Raw genomic sequence first — 15,976 nt, 5'->3', positions numbered from 1 at the left:
TCTCCTCAACGACGAGTGGTGACGGAATTCACGCTATCAGCGCCCGCCGACAGCGTCCGGCCCTCCGCGGCGCAACGGGTGTGAGTCAGGTTTGTGGTTCAGGCTGCCCGTGTGGGGGCTGTCGGGGTTGTGCCGCTTCCCCAGATGGTGTGGTCGCGGTGGGAGCGGGTGAGTGCTCGGAGGGTGAGGATGGGGTCGAGGCCGGTGATGGTCCAGCGCATGCCGGCTTGTTTGGCGCGTTGCGTGACGAGGGTCTTGCAGGCGGCTTCGACGGGTCCGGAGCCGATGAACCAGCCGTTGGTGCGGTAGTGGTGGTATTGCATGCGGTGGGCGTTGCCGGTGAAGTAGTCGAGTGCCTTGCTGGTGCGCTCGGCGAGGGTGCCTTGGTAGTTGTTGAGGTTCAGGTCGGTGATCGTGGTCACGATCTGGTTGATGTTGCCGTGGTCGAGTTGGTCGATCAGTTGGTGGGTGAACGTGGTGGGGTCGGGCAGGAGGTGGTCGACGATCTTGACCAGGTCGTGGATGTGTTCGCACGCGTGCCAGTAGTCGACGATGTGGGTGGCTTCGGGGAACAGTCGCTCAGCGATCTTCCAGATCCATTTCGCGCCGTCCCCGATCACGATGGGTTGCCGGATCCGGCTGAACCCGCGCCGGCGGTGTTCGTCGCGGAGTTGGTCGGCGAACCCGTCGGCGGCCTCGAAGGTGGCGAGGTAGGACGCGGACTGTTCATCGCGGACGGGCTTGCCGTCGGGGGTGGCGGTGGCTTGGGTGAACAAGCAGCCGATCTTGACCTCGCGGGTCCGTGACCTGCCATCGGGACCCTTGCCGGGTCGGCCTGCCGTTTCGGCGGGGACCATGGGGGCGCCGGTGCCGTCGATCAGGATGTAGCCCACCTCGGGTGCCGGCTCGGCCCACGCATAACTGAGGGTGCCGTTGTTGATCGCGGCGGTCTCGGCCTCGCACCGAGCCTGGGCGGCGGCCCCGACCCGCCGGGTGGTGCGGGCGATGCTGGCCGGCGAGGCGAGATCGATGCCGCATAGTTCGCCGATCAGGGCTGCTGAGGCCCGGTAGGGATGGTCGACACCGGCCAGGGTAAGGATCTTGTCGTAGCCGGTGGTATGACCGACCCGGTCCAGGCCCCACCACTGGTCGGCGGGTGCCCACCCGGTGTGACAGGTGCCGCAATGCCACCAGGTGCGGGCATAGCTGGCCGGGCCAAGCGCGGTCCGGATGGTCCGCGGCCGGGTCCCGACCTGCCGAGCCAGGTGCCCCTGAGCACACCCGGGCCGCCCGATGCCGGCTGGTTCACCGCCGGCTTGCAGGGTGAGCTGGATCATGGCCAGCCCGATCCGGTTCGCGGTGTCCCGTGCGGCGGCCTCGACCAGCGCGAGCGCCTGGCCCGGCAGGCCCCACGCTCCGGCCGCCTGGCTCACGTAACGCTCGACATCAGCAGTGACCGCCTCGCGGATCGCCGCCATCAGCCCGCGGGTGTCGACCCCGGTTTGGAGCCCCCTTTTTCGGCGTCCGTCACAGGCCGCCGATCAGGGACGCCGGCGAGTAATCGGCGCCGGTCAAGCTCGGCGTTGACCTCGGCCAGCCGGCCACACGCCTGCTGGAAATCGGCCCACCGGCCAGTCCGCTCCCTGTACTCGGCCACCAGACCCGCCGGCACCTGTCGGGTCACGACCCGACCCGCCTGCCGGCGCACCAGCCTGTGCCGCGGCCCATGCCCCGGATCACCCGGCCTGGCGCACCGACAGGTCGGCTTCCCACACCGACGCCACTCCTCATGCAACGACGCCGGCGTGAAGTCCGACAAACCGGCCAGGCTCTCGGCCAGCCGGCGCCGCTCCGCCTCCAACTCGGCAGCACTCCACTGCTCAAACACGACCACCATCATCCCTCCTCGAAATCTGGACCACTATGTATCCCAGACTAGAGAGATCACAACGCCAAACACCCACACGACACAATCAAGAGTCACACCCCGGCGCAACGGCGCCCGCTAGTCTCGGCGGGTGCGTCTGTTATTGGCTCGACATGGCCGGACGGCTTCGAATGTGGCCGCGCTGCTCGACACCGCGCCGCCCGGACCGGAACTGGACGCCATCGGACATGCGCAGGCGGCCGCCCTTGCCCGGCGGGTCGCGGGGCAACGCCTCGGCGCCGTCTACACCTCCGACCTGATCCGGGCGGTGCAGACCGCAGCGCCCACCGTCCGTTCGTTCGGGGTGCCGCATCGGGAACTGCCCGAACTGCGTGAGATCGGTGCCGGCGACGACGAGATGTCGGCCGAACTGCAGCGGTACGTGAGGGCGCTGCGTTTGTGGGGCGAGGGCGACCACGGCGTCCGGATACCCGGCGGTGAGGACGGCGCAGAGTTCCTGGAACGCTTCGGCGCCGGTATTCGGAACATCGCCGAGGACGGTCATGACACTGTTCTGGTGGTCAGCCACGGCGCGGCCATTCGCACCTGGGCCGGCTTCGTGATGCCGGTCGTGCATCTGGCGTTCGGATCGGGCGGGCTGCCGAACACCACGGTGATCGTCGCCGACGGCGACCCCGATTCGGGCTGGACGCTGCGCGGCATCGACCTGCCGGCGCCCGACCCGGACGACGGCTTCGCGGTCATGCGCTGAGGCGTGACTATTCAGGTTCGTCGTTTTCAGTAGAGGTTTCGACGGCTTCCAGGCGGAGGATATAGGAGCGGCAGCGGGCCAGCCATCCTGAGTCTTCCGATTTGACGACGCACTTATAGAGAAGGGTGATCGCCTGTTGTATCAGTCCCTCAGCGCGGATCGATTCCTCATGTACCTCGAGCGCCTCTGCGAGCCGGCGTCGTGAGCCTATTTCGCAGAGATCGAGGCTCTCGAGGCGCCGGACTGCCTGTTCCACGTCGATCTTAAAGATCTCTGGAATGAGACGGCGCGCCACCCCTGTGTCGTCTGAATCATTCGCCAACGCAATGCAATCGTCAATAAAGCCGGGATCTGCGGGCCTCTCGGTGTACAAGTCGGCTATCCGTGAAAATGCGAACCGCTGCACGCCTTGCTCGCGGCTCGACAAGAGCGCGAGTACGGTCTCGGGGGAAGCAGCCTGTCGGGCGATCAGAGCAGAGATCGCCTGCTTGCGAGCGGTCTTGACCTCGAACTCGTCAACAGCCAAGGCTTCGGCTGCCTCGAGCTCCCCCAACGTGAGGTTGGCGGGGTCACCCAGGAGGCCGACGAGTGCTTGCCTGCGAAACCGCTCGGTGAGTAGTTCGAGCGCGACTTCAATCAGCTTGGCTGTCTCTCGCCGATAGACGTCCTTAAAGGTATTGAAATTGAAGGTAGCGACTGTGAGTTGTCGTTCGGACTCCAGCCGAGTGAGCGTCTCGACGAGACGTCTGTTGTCTTCGTTCTGGATGGCATGGGTTGGGACGTTTCGAGTCAGTGCGAGATACTCATTGTAAGTGCTATCAAGGCAGAGAATGAGAAAAGGCTTCCCCGCATCGAGTGCTTCGCGCAACTCGGTGTTCCAGGTAACTTCGCCGTAGCGTCGAAGGATGACGAAAACGCAGATGTCTGCGGCGGCGACCGTTCTGCGCGAGTTCCCTTCCCAGCTTGCTGTGGCGGTGTTGAGATAGAGGATCTGCCCGGTCTGGTAGTGCCAAGGTTCGCCTCCAAACCCCGTAGTCACCTCTGCGAAGGAGAGGGCTATATCGGCGGTATCGCTTGCGCCGCAGAGCATGATGCTGAGCACGATTCCGATCGTCGCAGGTTCATCAGGCCAGCCGCCAGGCCCGGTCCACGTGGTGCGACGGCGAGACTATCCGTCGTCGCGTGATTGCGGCACGTCATGGCGGAGCCGCTGCACCGTGGCCGTAGGCTGCTGCCATGACGGCCTACCACGCGGACGCGTCCGATATCGATGGCAAAGAGATTCTCACCTGGGCAGGCTTCGGGGACGCCAGCCGCGAACTCGCCGAACGGGTCGCGGCAAGCGGATTCCGGCCCGACGTGATCGTTGCTGTGGCACGCGGTGGCCTGATCGTCGGGGGAGCGCTCTCGTACGCGCTCGGGGTCAAGCTGGCGGACGCCATGAACGTCGAGTTCTACACCGACGTCTCCGAGACGCTGCCCGACCCGGTGCTGCTGGCGCCGCTGCTCGACATCGACAGCATTGCCGGACGCCGGGTCCTAGTGGCCGACGATGTCGCCGATTCGGGCCGCACCCTGCAACTGGTGATGGACATTCTGCTGAAGCATCGCGCCGAAGTGCGCACCGCGGTGTTGTACACGAAACCCACCTCGGTCTACCAGGTCGACTTCGTCTGGAAGGACACCGCCGACTGGATCGTGTTCCCCTGGTCGGCGCTGCCACCGGTGGACGGCGTCCGGTCCGAGTCGGAGTGATGGACGCACGTCTACCGTGGGTGCTGAGCGGGTCCTGCTGGAAGCCATGCTCGATGAGTGTCGCGCCGACCTGGTGCGATGTGTGGCCGGGCTGAGCGATGCCGACGCGCGACGCCGATTGGTTCCGTCGCTGACCACTCCGCTCGGTCTGCTGACGCATGCCGCGGCCGCCGAACGATCGTGGTTTCAGCGACGCCTGGCGGCGCTGGCCGAGCCCGAGTGGGACGGCTATGCCTACGGCGACGATGCCAGCTTCCGATACGACGACGACCTGACCGTGCCCGAGGCTGTCGAACGCTTCGAACGCGCTTGTGCGCGAAGCCGGGAGATCGCGGCCGGACTCGACCTCGACCGCGAACTCGTCCACGAGCGGATCGGAGTCGTGTCGCTGCGCTGGGTCTATCTGCACATGATCCGTGAACTGGCCCGGCACGCAGGCCACGCAGACATCCTCCGCGAACAGATCGATGGCGAGACGATGACCGGGCCGCAGTACGCCGTACCGCCCGGCCAAGGAACACCCACGGATAGGTGAGCCGATCCAGGCTCTTGTATTTGTACATACGTTCGATTATAATCGACGAATGGACGTTGCGACAAGGCTCGATGCAGCCGGTCTGGCTGGCTGGGTAGCAGACCTGGCTGGTCTCGACTGTGCCGATCCGGTCGAGATCGTGGCCGTCCTGCGCCAGTTGGAGCGGCTGAAGAACGCGGCGTCGGCCGCGCAGGCGCGGGCGATGGCTGAGTTGCGGGCGATCCGCGAGGCGGAGGCCCGGTCGGCGGGACGCAGCGTGCGCAGGGTTGCCTCTTCGGTCGCGGGCGAGGTCGGTCTGGCGCGGCGGGAGTCGCCGCATCGGGCGAACGTCCTGGTCGGTATCGCGGCGGTGCTGCCCGAGTTGCCGCACGCCGCCGCACTGTTCGCGGCCGGTGAGCTCTCCGAATGGCGCGTGACCGTGTTGATGCGCGAGACCGCCGTCCTCTCCAAGGACGACCGGGCGGCGGTCGATGCCGAGCTCGGCCCCACGCTCGCAGACCTGTCGACCGGGCAGATCGCCGCCGAGGCGAGGAAGGCGGCGTATCGGCTCGACCCGCACAGTGTGGTGGCGCGGATCGGGCAGGCCGAGAAGGACCGGCAGGTCACCCTGCGTCCTGCACCCGACTGCATGGCCTACCTCAGTGGGCTGCTGCCCGCCAAAGACGGTGTGGCTGTGTTCGCGTCGCTGACCAAGGCGGCCGATGAGGCACGGGCGGCCGGCGACGTACGGTCCAAAGGCCAGGTGATGGCCGACACGCTGATCGCGCGGGTCACCGGTCAGGAACCCGCCGGCGGCATCGACATCGAAGTGCAGGTCGTGATGACCGACGAAGCCCTCCTCGGCGACAGCGACACCCCGGCGCGGCTCAACGGCTACGGACCGATCCCCGCGGGCCTCGCCCGCAGCCTGATCGCGTTCGCCGCCGGCGCCGATCGGGCCTGGATCCGCCGCCTCTACGCACCGCCCGGCGAGGGACGCCTGGTCGGCATGGAATCGACCGCGCGCCGCTTCCCGCAGGGAATGAAGGACTTCATCGCCGCCCGCGACGGCGTCTGCCGCACCCCGTTCTGCGGCGCGCCCATCCGGCACGCCGACCATGTGACGCCGGTGCGTGCCGGCGGCATCACCAGCGTCGGCAACGGACAAGGGTTGTGCGAACAGTGCAACTACCTCAAGGAGCAGCCCGGCTGGTCGGTGACGGCCGAACCCGACGGCAGCATCGTCGTCCGGACGCCTACCGGGCACGCCTACCTCAGCAGGCCGCCCGATCTGCCGCATGAGCCGAAACGACGACGAGTGCGACCGGCGGGGGTCCCGTTCCATGCCGACCTCTACCACCGAAAGGTTGCCTGAGGATCCTTCAGTGGAAGATCACCGTGCGCTGGCCGTCGGCCATGATCCGATGCTCGGCGAACAACTTCACCGCGTCCGTGAGCGTGCGGGACTCCTGCTCCTGACCGATCGCCATCAGCTCGGGGACGTCCACCGTGTGGTCCACCCGGCGGACGTTCTGCTCGATGATCGGTCCCTCGTCCAGGTCGGCGGTGACGAAGTGTGCGGTGGCGCCGATCAGCTTCACACCGCGGCTGTGCGCCTGGCGGTAGGGGTTGGCGCCCTTGAAGCCGGGCAGGAACGAGTGGTGGATGTTGATCGCCCGCCCGGCCAACCGCTCGCACAACTCCGGCGACAGGATCTGCATGTAGCGGGCTAGCACCACCAGTTCGATGTCGTGCTGCTCGACCGCTTCCATCACCCGCGCCTCGAATGCTGCTTTGGTGTGCGGCAGCACCACATGGTCCTCGAACGGCACCCCGTAGAAGTTGGCCAGATCGCGCAGGTCGGGATGATTGGAAAGGATCAGCGGAATCTCGATCTGCAGATAGCCCGAGCGAGCCCGGAACAGCAGATCGTTCAGGCAATGCCCCGCCTTGGACGCCAAGATCAGCGTGCGCCGCGGGCGTCCGACGTAGTCAAGAACCCAATCGGCGCCCAAGGACGCCGCGATCGGGACGAACGCGTGCTCGAACACCGAACGGTCGAACCCCGACTGCACCTGCACCCGCATGAAGAACCGGCTCGACTCCGGCGAACTGAACTGTTGCAGTTCGGTGATGTTGCCGTACGCCTGCGCGATCGCGCCGGTGACGGCATGGACGATGCCCGGCCGGTCGTCGCAGGCCAGGGTCAGCAGCCAATGAGTGGAGTCGATCACCGCGCAAGGGTACCGATGGCGGCATTCAGCGTTGTCGACGGCCGCATCACGGCACTGGTCAACGCATCGTCGGGCCGGTAGTAGCCGCCGAGGTCGGCGTGGGAGCCCTGCACTGCGAGCAGTTCGGCGTTGATCGTCGCCTCCTGCTCGCGCAGCGTCGAGGCCAGCGGAGCGAACCGTGCCGCCAGCGCCGCGTCCTCGGACTGCCCGGCCAGCTCCTCGGCCCAGAACATGGCCAGGTAGAAGTGGCTGCCGCGGTTGTCGATGGTGCCCAGCCGGCGTCCCGGCGACTTGTTCTCGTTGAGGAACGTGCCGGTCGCCCGGTCCAGGGTCTCGCTCAACACCTTGGCGGAGGAGTTGCCGGTGACCTCGGCGTACTTCGCGAAACTCTCGGCCAGCGCCAGGAACTCGCCCAGGCTGTCCCAGCGCAGGTAGTTCTCCTTGACCAACTGCTGGACGTGCTTGGGCGCCGAGCCGCCGGCACCGGTCTCGAACAGCCCGCCGCCGTTGATCAGCGGAACCACCGACAGCATCTTGGCCGACGTGCCCACCTCGAGGATCGGGAACAGGTCTGTGTTGTAGTCGCGCAGCACGTTGCCGGTCACCGAGATGGTGTTCTTGCCCTGCCGGATGCGCTCCAACGACACCTTGGTCGCCTCGATCGGGGAGGCGATGGTGATGTCCAGCCCGGCGGTGTCGCCGACGATCTCCGGGTCGCGCAGGTAGGTCTCGACCTTGGCGATCAGGTTGCGGTCGTGGGCGCGGCTGGTGTCCAGCCAGAAGATCGCCGGGTCCCCGGTGGCGCGGGCCCGGCTCACGGCCAGCTTCACCCAGTCGCGGATCGGGACGTCCTTGACCTGGCAGGCGCGCCAGATGTCGCCCGGCTGCACCGCATGCTCCAGCAGCGTGTCCCCGGCCCGGTTGACCACACGGACGGTACCGGCCCGGGCGATCTCGAAGGTCTTGTCGTGCGAGCCGTACTCCTCGGCGGCCTGCGCCATCAGCCCGACGTTGGGCACCGAGCCCATCGTCGCCGGGTCATAGGCGCCGTGGGTGCGGCAGTCGTCGATGACGGCCTGGTAGACGCCCGCGTACGACGAGTCGGGAATGACCGCCAGGGTGTCGGCCTCCTTGCCGTCCGGGCCCCACATGTGGCCGCCGATCCGGATCATCGCCGGCATGGAGGCGTCCACGATCACATCGGACGGCACGTGCAGGTTCGTGATGCCGCGGTCGGAGTCGACCATCGCCAGCGCCGGTCCGTCGGCGAGCTCCTGCTCGAAGGACGCCTTGATGGCGGCGCCGTCCGGCAGCGCGTCCAGGCCGGCCAGGATGCCGCCCAGGCCGTTGTTCGGGCTGAGTCCGGCCGCGGCCAGCGCGTCGCCGTACTGGACGAACGTCGCGGGGAAGAACGCCCGCACCACATGCCCGAAGATGATCGGGTCGGAGACCTTCATCATGGTGGCCTTCAGATGCACCGAGAACAGCACGCCGGCGTCCTTGGCGCGCGCCACCTGCTCACCCAGGAAGCGCTGCAGGGCCTCGGCGCGCATCACGGTGCTGTCGACGACCTCACCGGCCAGCACCGGAACCGACGCCTTGAGCACGACCGGCTCGCCGTCGTCGGACGGCACCAGCTCGATCCGCAGGTCGTCGTCGGCCCCGACGACCACCGACTTCTCGTTGTGCCGGAAGTCGTCGGCGTCCATCGTCGCTACGTTGGTCTTCGACTCGGGGCTCCAGGCCCCCATCGAGTGCGGGTGCTGCCGGGCATAGTTCTTGACCGATTCGGGGGCGCGGCGGTCGGAGTTGCCCTCGCGCAGCACCGGGTTGACCGCGCTGCCCTTGACCTTGTCGTAGCGGGCCTTGATCTCGGCCTCGGCGTCGTCCGCTGGATTGTCCGGGTAGTCGGGCAGGTCGTAGCCCTTGTCCTGCAGCTCCTTGATGGCCGCCTTGAGCTGCGGCATCGACGCGCTCACGTTGGGCAGCTTGATGATGTTGGCGTCCGGTGTCTTGGCCAGCTCACCGAGCTCGGCCAGCGCGTTCGGCAGCCGCTGCTCCTCGCGCAGCCGCTCGGGGAACAGGGCGATGATGCGTCCGGCCAGGGAGATGTCGCGAGTCTCCACCTCGACTCCCGCGGCCGCGGCGTACGCCTGGACGATCGGCAGGAAGGAGTACGTCGCCAGCAGCGGCGCCTCGTCGGTGTGCGTGTAGATAATCGGACTCATCGTGACCCTTCGATGCCGCCAGGTGTGGACGTCAGGAGACTATCAATCACGCCCCGGCGCAGCTGCCGCCGACCGGGCAGCGGCGGTCAGCCGTCGATCGTGCTCATATCCCCGTATCGAGCGCCCGCGACGGCGTCCCGTGGCACGGCACGGGTGAGCGCGGCCAGGTCGTCTGGGTTGAGCGAGACCCCGAGCGCACCCACGTTCTCTTCCAGGTAGCGGACGCGTTTGGTGCCGGGAATCGGGACGACCTCGTCGCCCTGGGCGAGCACCCAGGCCGATGCCGAGGTCGCGCAGAGTGGACAGCACGGCGTCCTCGACATCGCGGTTGAACAGCGAGTACTCGGTCTGCACCGCGGTGATCGGATGGACGGCGTGGGCGCGCCGGATCGTCTCCGGTGAGGCTTCGGAAGGCCCGAGGAAGCGCACCTTGTCCATGAAAGTGATGCCGAGATCGAGGGCGCGGTGGATCGCCGCGAGGCCGCCGGCGTGATCGGGGGTGCCGTAGAACTCCGACATGCCCATGCAGCCCAGGCCGAGCGCGGAGACGGCCGGTGCGACGGCGTCCGAGCCCAGGGTGCGGGTGGGGATCTGTGTGCTCATGACCTCAGCCAACACCGGGGGAGCGGTGAGAGGAAAGTGGACCGAAGGAACGGCGGCCCCTGGCCCGCCGGGGAATCACGGCAGAGCCGGGGAACTCTCTGTGCAGCGGCTGGTGGCCGACCCGGCAGTCATGCGGACCAGGGTAATCCGCACTGCGCCCGGCGCCAACAGAAAGTGTCAGAGCCGATCCCTACGCTCGCCGGCATGATCACCACCCTAGCCGTGCATGGCTACCGGTCGCTGCGCGAGGTCGTGCTGCCGCTGGAACGGCTGACGGTTGTCACTGGAGCAAACGGGGTCGGCAAGTCGAACCTCTACCGGGCGTTCCAGTTGTTGGCCGGCACGGCGTCCGGACGCCTGATCGGCGCGATCGCCGCTGCCGGCGGGCTGTCGTCGGTGCTCTGGGCGGGGCCCGAGCAGGTCTCCGGCGCGATGCGCCGCGGCGAGGTGCCGGTGCAGGGGACCGGTTCGCGCAAGGCCCCGATCAGTCTGCAGCTCGGCTTCGCCGGTGACGATCTCGGCTACTTGATCGACATCGGCCTGCCGGTTCCGGCGCAGACCATGTTCGGCCGCGATCCGACGATCAAGCGCGAGATCATCTGGGCCGGTCCGGTGATGCGGCCGGCGGCCACCTTGCTGGAGCGGACGGCCCGCGGGGTGCGGGCCGTCGACGAGGCCGGCCGAGCCTCTACCCGCACCACCGGGCACATCGAGGTCGGGCTGCCGCCATGGGCCAGCGTGCTGGACGAACTGGTCGACCCGATTCACCGGCCTGAGGTGACCGCGGTTCGCGACGTGGTCCGGGGCTGGCGGTTCTACGACAGCTTCCGGGTCGATCCGGACGCCCCCGCGCGGCAGCCTCAGGTCGGCACCCGCACCGAAGTGTTGGCCGGTGACGGCCACGATCTGGCCCCCGCTGTCGCCACCATCCTGGAATCGGCCTGGGAACACCCGTTCCAGCAGGCGGTCGCGGACGCCTTCGACGCAACCATGATCGGCGTCGTCGACCATGGTGGACGCTTCGAGGTGGAACTGCATCAGCCGGCGATGTTGCGCGCACTCACCGCGCGCGAACTCTCCGACGGCACCCTGCGCTACCTGCTGCTGGCGGCCGCGCTGTTCAGCCCACGCCCACCAGGGCTGATGGTGCTCAACGAACCCGAGACATCGCTGCACCCCGACGTGCTGCCGGCGCTCACCCGGCTGATGGTGCGGGCCGCGGAACGCACGCAACTGGTGGTCGTCACCCACTCCCGTGCGCTGGTCGAGGCCCTGACCGAGGCCGGCGCGCTGCATCACGAACTGGTGAAGCCATTCGGCGAGACCGAGGTCGACGGCCAGGGCCTGCTGAGTCGTCCGACCTGGCAGTGGGGGAAGCGATGAAGCCGCGGATGGACGCCGGGTCGACGCCGGCTCGGTCGCCGAGCCTTCCATGGCAGTATTGCCGGGTGCTCCAGCTGACCACGGCCGAACGGCGGACGGCGTGATATCCGTCCTGCTTGGTCGGATCCCGACGTTGCCGGTGCCCGGCCACTACGAGGTCTATTGGGCTTTCCGGCGTCCGGGGCAGGTCGCCGGCCGGCCCGACCAGTCGGCACTGCTCGGCTATGCCGTCGAGGCGATGCTGCTGGCGGCAGCGCTGGCGGTGGTGCAGCACGGGTGGCTCGCCGGGTTCTGCTGGCTACTGGCCGCCGTGGCCGACCGGTGGGTCAGCGGATTCGACTCGTCGCCGACGCGGCTGCTTGCCGCCGTCGGGGCGACCGCCGCACTGCGTTCGGCGCTGAGTGCGCTGGTCGGGCTGGCGATCCTCGCCGGGTCGGCCGGGCTGGCGGCCGTCGTGTGGTTCGTGGTTGCGGTGGTCACGGTCCAGGCGGCATTGGCCGGGTTGAGCGCATTGGGACAGTGGCTGTTCGCCGCGCAGGTGCCGCTGGCCTATCAGGTCGGCGCTGAGCGTCAGGGCCCGGTCTTCGGCCGCTACGCGATGGTCTATGCCGGGTCGGTCGGCGTCCCGCTGGCGTTCACCGCGGCCGAGGCGCTGGTGTTGGCCGGCGGCCTGCTGGGCCTCGTGACGTGGGCCGGCCTGGCCGCGCTGGTGCTGGTCGCCGCCGCTGCCGGCTGGGTGTTGTGGCAGGCCCGCGGGCTTCGTCGGTCGGCGAGCGCCGACACCCGTCAGGTGGTCGATGACCTGAGCGCGCGACAGCCGCGCTACATCGTCTACGCCGCGGCGTCGATGGGAATGTCCCGGCACATCACCAATCAGTGGCTGCCGGTCTTCGACCGCGTCCCCACCCCCGGTTTCGTGATCGTGCGTGAGGCCAGCGAGCTGCCGACGCTGGTGCGATCCCGGCTGCCGGTGGTCTATGCCGCGGGGGCACGGCAGGTCGAACTGCTCACCCTGCCAGGGGTGCGGGCCGCCTTCTATCAGTCGTTCGCGTTGAAGAACGCCAATCTGCAGCGCAATCCGGACCTGGTGCACGTGATGCTCAACCATGGTGACTCCGACAAGGCCAGTTCGTTCAACGGTCAGGCCGCCGGGTACGACGAGCTCTGGGTGGCTGGACCGATCGGCGTCGAACGGTACCTCGCCGCCGGGGTGGGCGTCGCGCAGGACAGGTTCGTGATGGTCGGCCGGCCGCAGGTCGCCGACCTGGTGGCCGGCCCGCTGCGCCGGCAGCCGGGGGAGCCCCCGGTGGTGCTGTACGCGCCCACCTGGGAGGGCTACTACGCCGAGACCGACCACACCTCGCTGGAGGGGATGGGCGAGGCGCTGGTGCGCTGGCTGCTGGCTCGGCCCGAGCCGGTCCGGGTGTGGTTCAAGCCGCACCCCGCGTCCGGACGGCTGCGTCCAGGGGTTCGGGCGGCCGCCGAACGCATCAAACGGCTGCTGGCGTCGGCAGGCCCGCAGCATGTGCTGGTCGACGAGGCCGGCATGAGCCTGACCGAGGCGATGAACTCGGCCGACGTGCTGGTCACCGACGTGTCCTCGGTCGCGTCCGACTACCTGGCCACCCGGCGTCCGCTGGTGGTCACCGATCCGCAACGCCTCGGACCGCAGCGGTTCGCGGCGACCTATCCGAGCCTGACGTCGGCCTATCTGTTGGACGCCGACCTCACCACCGCCCCGGACGTCTTCGACGCCGCATTCGGAGCCGACCCGCTGGCCACCGCACGCCGGGAGACCGAGTTGCGGGTGCTCGGCGACCATCCGGAGGGTCCGCAGCAGACCTTCAACCGCGAGGTGGCTCGCCTTGCCGCCCGACCCGTGACGGCCCGGTGAGGGTGGCCCGCCGACGCCGGCGACGTCCCGAGAACCTCGACCCGCGACTCCACGAGAAAGACCGCCGATGACCTACCCATCCGATCCCGCCGCCGGAGGATTCCGGCTGTTCGGTCCACTGCCCGAGGCTGCCGGGGTGTCCTACGTGATGCCGGTGCTCAACGAGGCCGGGCACCTGGCGAACGCGGTCGCCGCCGTCCTGGCACAGGAGTACGACGGCGAGGCCGAGTTGATCGTGGCGCTGGGGGCCTCCACCGATGACACCGACGCTATCGCCGCCGGCCTGGCCGCCGCCGATCCGCGGATCCGGCTCGTCCCCAATCCGGCCAGCGATGTCTCCTCCGGGTTGAACGTGGCGATCCGGGCCAGCCGCTTCCCGGTCGTCATCCGGGTCGACGCCCACTCCGACCTCTCTCCCGGCTATACGCAGGCAGCCGTCGCGGCCCTGCGGCGGACCGGGGCCGCGAACCTCGGCGGCGTGATGGTGGCCCAGGGCAAGGGACGCGTGCAAGAGGCGATCGCCCGCGCCTACAACTCGCCGTTCGGGCTCGGCGGCGGCGTCTACCATCACGGTGACCAGGAGGCGCCCGCCGACTCCGCCTACCTCGGCGTCTTCCGTCGCGAGGTGCTGTTCGAGGTGGGTCTGTTCGACGAGACGCAGCGCCGAGGCCAGGACTGGGAGCTGAACTCGCGGATCCGGGCGGCCGGTTACCTGGTGCTGTTCGTTCCGACGCTGACGATCACCTACTGGCCGCGGGCCAGCCTGGACGGGTTGCGCCGGCAGATGTACGCCACCGGGGTCTGGCGGGGGCACCTGGCCCGCCGCCAGGGCGGCAGCCCGCTGCGCTACCTGCCGCCGCCGCTGGTCGCGCTGATCGTGCTCGGCTCGGCGATCTGCCTGCTGTTGCAGGGCCTTGGCCTGATCAAGGGTGTGGGCGGTCGGGTGGCCGGGCTCTTCCACCTCGGCGCGGCGGGCTACCTGGTCGGTGCCGGCGCGGTCGGCATGTTCCGGCTGGGTGGGCGCGATCGGGCCGACCGGCTGGCCAACGCGGCTGTGCTGGTCGTCATGCACTTGAGCTGGGGGTTCGGATTCCTGCGCGGAGTGATCTTCGGGGCGGAACGGACGGTGGACCGCTCGCGGGTCAGGTGAACCGCTGGGTCACCAGCTCTGCGGCCGCCGCCGCCACCCGCTCGGCGTTTCGTCCGTCGGTGTAGGTCTGGAACCGCTCGGCGAGAGCCCGGCTGTGGGCCTGGGCGGCGGCGAGCTGTTCGGGGTCGCCGAGCAGGGCGTCCAGTCGTTCGATCACCTCGGTCCAGGTCCGGTACCAGCGGCCGCCGGCGAGTTCTTCGTAGTCGATGTACAGGCCGCGGGTGGCGCGATAGTGCTCCAGATCGGGGGCCAGCAGCACCAGCGGCTGCCCGGTCACCACATAGTCGACCAGCATCGACGAGTAATCGGTGATCAGTGCCGACAATCCCCACAGCAGCGGCATCGACTCCATCTGGACGCTGGCCGGCAGCAGCCGCACCCGCTCGCTCACATAGGTGTAGTCGCCGACGCCGAGCCGGTGCGGACGCACCACCAATAGGCAGTCGTGTCGTTCGCAGAGCGCGTCGATCAGTCGCCACTCGGCGTCGCTGGGGATGGCAGGGTCGGGCTCGCCGTTGCGCCAGGTGGGCGCATAGAGCAGCACCCGGCGGTCGCCGAGGTCGCCCAGATGGCTGGCCAGCGTCGCCCGTGATGCCGCGATCCGGTCCGCCACCGGACCGATGAAGAGCAGGTCGCTGCGTGGTTCGCCGAGCACCCGGACGCGGCTCTCGTCCAGGGTGAAAGCGCTGATCAGCGACGGCTGGAAGACCGCCGACGACGTGGGCAGCAGCGAGATCCGGCTGTTGCTGCGCCGGTAGGCCCAGCGCATCAGGGCACCCATGCCGGGGATGCGGCCCAGTCCGGCGCCGAACACCGCCGGAGAGTCGGCCTGCACCTTCTTCAGCGGCGCGCCGTGCCACAGCTGCACCGTCACCGCGCCGTCCGCGCCGAAACGGTTGACGTCGCCGAACCCATGGGTCACCAGGATCAGGCCGGCGTGCAGGGTGAGGTGGAAGCCTTCGTCGCCCGATTTGAGGTACGCCTCGAAACCCTCCCGCCGGGCCGCCGCGACCTCGTCCGAATCGGACGCGAGCCACACCAGCCTCGGCGGCGACGGCAGCTGCCGGGCAGCCCGCGCGAAGGCGAGAGCTCCGTCCGCGAGACCGAACGCGCTGCCCACCACCCACAGCGAAGGGTCGCGGACGGCGGTTCTGGCCCGCAGCATTCCGGCCAGATAGCGCGGTGCCGCCAGCAACTTGTGCAGGTTCCCTCGGGCGAAATCGAATCGGGGGGCCGCATGCATGCGCTGAACGCTACTGCACCGGTGATCGGACGCCGTGGCGGCTGCCGATAGGCTGAGCCGGTGATCGAGGGCAGACGATGAACTCCACCGTCAGCAATATTCTGCTGATCTTCTTGTTCATCATCATCGGTGGGGTGTTCGCCGCCGCCGAGATGGCGCTGGTGTCGCTGCGGGAGAGCCAGGTGAAGCAACTCTCCACCCGCGGCCAGCGGGGCCGGACGGTGGCCGCTCTGGCCGCCAACCCGAACCGGTTCCTCTCCGCGGTGCAGATCGGCGTCACCCTGTCGGGCTTCCTGTCGGCCGCCTTCGGCGGCGCGACCCGGGAAGAGCCGC

Annotated in this window: 15 protein-coding genes and 1 pseudogene; 8 read left to right on the top strand and 8 right to left on the bottom strand. The window is 68.7% G+C overall.

The features are described from left to right. Positions 1–98: 98 nt before the first annotated feature. Together QM619_RS03055 and QM619_RS03050 are read right to left on the bottom strand one after the other, a co-directional pair. Positions 99–1,478 carry an ISKra4 family transposase gene (locus QM619_RS03055; RefSeq protein WP_415104179.1) on the bottom strand — a complete coding sequence of 460 codons (1,380 nt, stop codon included), beginning with the start codon at positions 1,476–1,478 and terminating at the stop codon, positions 99–101. Next, positions 1,478–1,897: a DUF6788 family protein gene (locus tag QM619_RS03050; protein WP_415104177.1), complete on the bottom strand. Its 420-nt coding sequence runs from the start codon at positions 1,895–1,897 to the stop codon at positions 1,478–1,480. Before QM619_RS03050 ends, QM619_RS03055 begins: the two co-directional genes overlap by 1 nt. Positions 1,898–2,018: 121 nt before the next feature. On the opposite strand from QM619_RS03050, the gene QM619_RS03045 reads away from it, so the two are divergent. Further along, positions 2,019–2,639, top strand: coding sequence for a histidine phosphatase family protein (locus tag QM619_RS03045; protein ID WP_415104175.1), 621 nt, complete (start codon positions 2,019–2,021; stop codon positions 2,637–2,639). Between the two features lie 7 nt (positions 2,640–2,646). On the opposite strand, the gene QM619_RS03040 is transcribed toward QM619_RS03045, so the two are convergent. Next, positions 2,647–3,741: a hypothetical protein gene (locus QM619_RS03040; protein WP_415104173.1), complete on the bottom strand. Its 1,095-nt coding sequence runs from the start codon at positions 3,739–3,741 to the stop codon at positions 2,647–2,649. A gap of 134 nt (positions 3,742–3,875) precedes the next feature. Between QM619_RS03040 and QM619_RS03035 the strand changes: the two genes are divergently transcribed. The 3 genes from QM619_RS03035 to QM619_RS03025 are packed head-to-tail and all read left to right on the top strand — an operon-like array spanning position 3,876 to position 6,283. Then, positions 3,876–4,394 (top strand): phosphoribosyltransferase, encoded by a 519-nt coding sequence (locus tag QM619_RS03035; RefSeq protein WP_415104171.1) that lies wholly within the window; start codon positions 3,876–3,878, stop codon positions 4,392–4,394. A gap of 16 nt (positions 4,395–4,410) precedes the next feature. Continuing rightward, positions 4,411–4,929, top strand: a complete 519-nt coding sequence (locus QM619_RS03030; RefSeq protein ID WP_415104169.1) for a DinB family protein — start codon at positions 4,411–4,413, stop codon at positions 4,927–4,929. 49 nt (positions 4,930–4,978) lie between these two features. Then, the gene (locus QM619_RS03025; protein WP_415104167.1) at positions 4,979–6,283 is read left to right on the top strand and encodes a DUF222 domain-containing protein; all 1,305 of its coding nucleotides are present in this window, start codon (positions 4,979–4,981) and stop codon (positions 6,281–6,283) included. 7 nt (positions 6,284–6,290) lie between these two features. On the opposite strand, the gene purU is transcribed toward QM619_RS03025, so the two are convergent. The 4 genes and pseudogenes from purU to QM619_RS03005 form a co-directional block, all read right to left on the bottom strand. Further along, on the bottom strand, positions 6,291–7,142 hold the full coding sequence (purU, locus tag QM619_RS03020; protein ID WP_415104165.1) for a formyltetrahydrofolate deformylase: 852 nt from the start codon (positions 7,140–7,142) through the stop codon (positions 6,291–6,293). Beyond that, positions 7,139–9,370 carry an NADP-dependent isocitrate dehydrogenase gene (locus QM619_RS03015; protein WP_415104163.1) on the bottom strand — a complete coding sequence of 744 codons (2,232 nt, stop codon included), beginning with the start codon at positions 9,368–9,370 and terminating at the stop codon, positions 7,139–7,141. The genes purU and QM619_RS03015 overlap by 4 nt, the downstream gene beginning before the upstream one ends. A gap of 86 nt (positions 9,371–9,456) precedes the next feature. Next, positions 9,457–9,693, bottom strand: coding sequence for a hypothetical protein (locus tag QM619_RS03010; protein WP_415104359.1), 237 nt, complete (start codon positions 9,691–9,693; stop codon positions 9,457–9,459). Positions 9,694–9,703: 10 nt separating this feature from the next. Continuing rightward, positions 9,704–9,808 (bottom strand): annotated as a pseudogene (locus QM619_RS03005) (aldo/keto reductase); the annotation flags it as partial. A gap of 369 nt (positions 9,809–10,177) precedes the next feature. On the opposite strand from QM619_RS03005, the gene QM619_RS03000 reads away from it, so the two are divergent. The 3 genes from QM619_RS03000 (at position 10,178) to QM619_RS02990 (ending at position 14,400) form a co-directional block, all read left to right on the top strand. Beyond that, positions 10,178–11,356 carry an AAA family ATPase gene (locus QM619_RS03000; RefSeq protein ID WP_415104161.1) on the top strand — a complete coding sequence of 393 codons (1,179 nt, stop codon included), beginning with the start codon at positions 10,178–10,180 and terminating at the stop codon, positions 11,354–11,356. Between the two features lie 139 nt (positions 11,357–11,495). Beyond that, positions 11,496–13,250, top strand: coding sequence for a CDP-glycerol glycerophosphotransferase family protein (locus tag QM619_RS02995; RefSeq protein ID WP_415104351.1), 1,755 nt, complete (start codon positions 11,496–11,498; stop codon positions 13,248–13,250). A 67-nt stretch (positions 13,251–13,317) separates the two neighbouring features. Next, positions 13,318–14,400, top strand: coding sequence for a glycosyltransferase (locus tag QM619_RS02990; RefSeq protein ID WP_415104159.1), 1,083 nt, complete (start codon positions 13,318–13,320; stop codon positions 14,398–14,400). On the opposite strand, the gene QM619_RS02985 is transcribed toward QM619_RS02990, so the two are convergent. Further along, positions 14,393–15,643 carry a CDP-glycerol glycerophosphotransferase family protein gene (locus QM619_RS02985; RefSeq protein ID WP_415104157.1) on the bottom strand — a complete coding sequence of 417 codons (1,251 nt, stop codon included), beginning with the start codon at positions 15,641–15,643 and terminating at the stop codon, positions 14,393–14,395. The two genes, QM619_RS02990 and QM619_RS02985, sit on opposite strands and share 8 nt — an antisense overlap. Positions 15,644–15,720: 77 nt before the next feature. Between QM619_RS02985 and QM619_RS02980 the strand changes: the two genes are divergently transcribed. Beyond that, on the top strand, positions 15,721–15,976 hold a 256-nt coding region (locus tag QM619_RS02980), incomplete at its 3' end, for a CNNM domain-containing protein (RefSeq protein WP_415104155.1).

The sequence above is a fragment of the Micropruina sp. genome (assembly GCF_047606665.1).
Taxonomy (GTDB): Bacteria; Actinomycetota; Actinomycetes; order Propionibacteriales; family Propionibacteriaceae; genus Micropruina.
This window is presented reverse-complemented; position numbering and strand designations above follow the sequence as displayed.